This is a genomic window from Gorillibacterium sp. sgz306347, assembly GCF_059735245.1.
In genome coordinates this window covers 1-2,153 of sequence record NZ_JCAPET010000074.1, presented here as the reverse complement: position 1 = coordinate 2,153, position 2,153 = coordinate 1, and the positions used below count along the sequence as shown (strand labels likewise).

2 protein-coding genes are annotated in these 2,153 nt (G+C 67.9%); both read left to right on the top strand.

Features of this window, described 5'->3' with window-relative positions; all coding sequences use genetic code 11:
• Nucleotides 1-199 precede the first annotated feature (199 nt).
• Nucleotides 200-946, top strand: a complete 747-nt coding sequence (locus tag AC6I6H_RS21775; protein WP_497956624.1) for a futalosine hydrolase — start codon at nucleotides 200-202, stop codon at nucleotides 944-946.
• Between the two features lie 12 nt (nucleotides 947-958).
• The gene (locus AC6I6H_RS21770; RefSeq protein ID WP_497956622.1) at nucleotides 959-1,804 is read left to right on the top strand and encodes a 1,4-dihydroxy-6-naphtoate synthase; all 846 of its coding nucleotides are present in this window, start codon (nucleotides 959-961) and stop codon (nucleotides 1,802-1,804) included.
• Nucleotides 1,805-2,153: the final 349 nt, after the last annotated feature.

Below are 2,153 nucleotides of genomic sequence, written 5' to 3'. Positions count from 1 at the left end.
GGCGGAGCGTGAGACGCCGGGGGCGGGACGCATGGCGGAAAAGGCGGAGCGTGAGACGCCGGGGGCGGGACGCATGGCGGAAAAGGCGGAGCGTGAGACGCCGGGGGCGGGACGCATGGCGGAATTGGCGGAGCGTGAGACGCCGGGGGCGGGACGCATGGCGGAATTGGCGGAGCGTGAGACGCCGGGGGCGGGACGCATGGCGGAATTGGCGGACGCTGCGGCAAAAGCCGATCGGCGCGTGCTGATCGTGACAGCCGTGGCGGCGGAACGCGATGCCGTGCTGCGCGGGCTGGCCCGCGGCGGGGCGGACGCCGCGCGCTTCGACGTCATCGCGGGCGGCGTGGGGCCCGCTGCCGCAGCGGCGTCGACCGCGGCAGCGCTGGCCGCCGCTGCCGCTCGCGCAGGCGCCACGCCTGGCGGCGGACGGGCCGAAGCGACCGCGCCCGGCGGCGGCTACAGCGCCGTCGTGAGCGCCGGCATCGGCGGCGGCTTTCCCGGGCGCGCGCCCGTGAGCTCGCTCGTCGTTGCCAACGCCATCGTCGCCGCCGACCTCGGGGCCGAGTCGCCGGACGGCTTCCTCGGCCTCGACGAGCTCGGCTTCGGCTCGGCCCGCGTCGCGGTCGACCAGGCCCGGGCCGAGCGGCTCGCCGCCCGGTTGACCGCCGCCGGCCTGTCCGTGGCGACCGGCGCGGCGCTCACCGTATCCGCCGCCACCGGCACGGCCGCCACCGCGGCCGAACGCGCCGCGCGGATTCCCGGCGCAGCCGCCGAAGGCATGGAGGGCTACGGCGTGGCCGTGGCCGCCCAGGCGTTCGGCCTGCCTGTGCTGGAGCTGCGCGCCGTCTCCAATCCGGTCGGACCGCGCGACCGCGCCGCTTGGCGAATACCCGAAGCCCTTGAGGCTTTGGCGGCGGCAAGTTCTTTTTTTCCGGAGGTGCTGTAAATGAATCGTTCCCTGTCCATTGCGTTTTCTCCGTGTCCAAACGACACGTTTGTATTTCACGCTTGGGTGCACGGGCTGCTGCCAGGCGCACCGGAGCTTGACGTTACCTACGCCGACATCGACGTCACCAATGCGCTCGCGGAAAGCGGAAACGGGCCGGACATCATCAAGCTGTCTTACGCCGCGCTTCCCTGGGTGCTGAACGACTACGCCCTGATTCCCTGCGGAGGGGCGCTTGGGCGAGGCTGCGGGCCGCTTGTGCTTACAGCGGGCGGAGCATCCGGCACGTCGCCCATTCCGGCCGACCTTTCCGGCAAACGCGTGGCTGTGCCCAGCGAGCGCTCAACCGCCTACCTGCTGTTCCGGCTGTGGGCCGCGCGCCAGGTGCCGGGCGGCGTCGGAGAGATCGTCGTTCTGCCGTTCGACCGGATCATGCCGGCCGTCCAGAGCGGAGAGATCGACGCCGGTTTGGTCATCCACGAGGCCCGTTTTACCTATCCGTCCTATGGACTCTCGCTGGTCGAAGACCTTGGGAGCTGGTGGGAGCTGGACACCGGCTTGCCGATCCCGCTCGGCGCAATCGTCGCCCGCCGCGACCTTGATAGGGACGCCATCGCCGGCTGGGTCCGTGCCTCAGTACGGCATGCCTGGGCTCATCCCGAAGCCTCCCGCGAATACGTCCTGGCGCACGCGCAGGAAATGGCTGCGGATGTTGCAGACGCCCACATCGGGCTGTACGTCAACGAGTTTACCGCCGATTTGGGTCAGGACGGATACGGCGCCATCCGGGCGCTGCTCGGCCGGGCGGCCGAGGAAGGCCTTGTGCCCGCCATCGATCTGGCCCGGCTGCACACGTAAGCCTTTCCTCTCCGCACCGCTTACCGCTTTAGGAGGAGTGTCACATGTCAACGCTCAACCCGGGAGCGGCAAGCGCAAGAAAGCAAAACGCCCGGCGAACCAAGCCGTTGAAAAAGCTCCCGATTTTCTAGTATGCGTAGTAACCGGACGGCGGATAATCCGTGAGTATACAAGACAGAAGGGACCGAAAGAAAACCCTTTTCCTTCATCGCCAAACGCGGTTAGTTTCCAATGCCTGAGGCTTGCCGAAAGCTGCAAATATGCAGTATTTTTCGCCCGTTAGCCACTCATGCCCTGGCGGGCGCCACAGAAAATGAAAATAAAGTTGCGTTATTTCAGGGTGGATTTT

Excerpts from the sequence above, each read along its gene's own strand:
- AC6I6H_RS21775 (WP_497956624.1), top strand. The coding sequence starts at position 200 with ATGGCGGAATTGGCGGACGCTGCGGCAAAAGCCGATCGGCGCGTGCTG.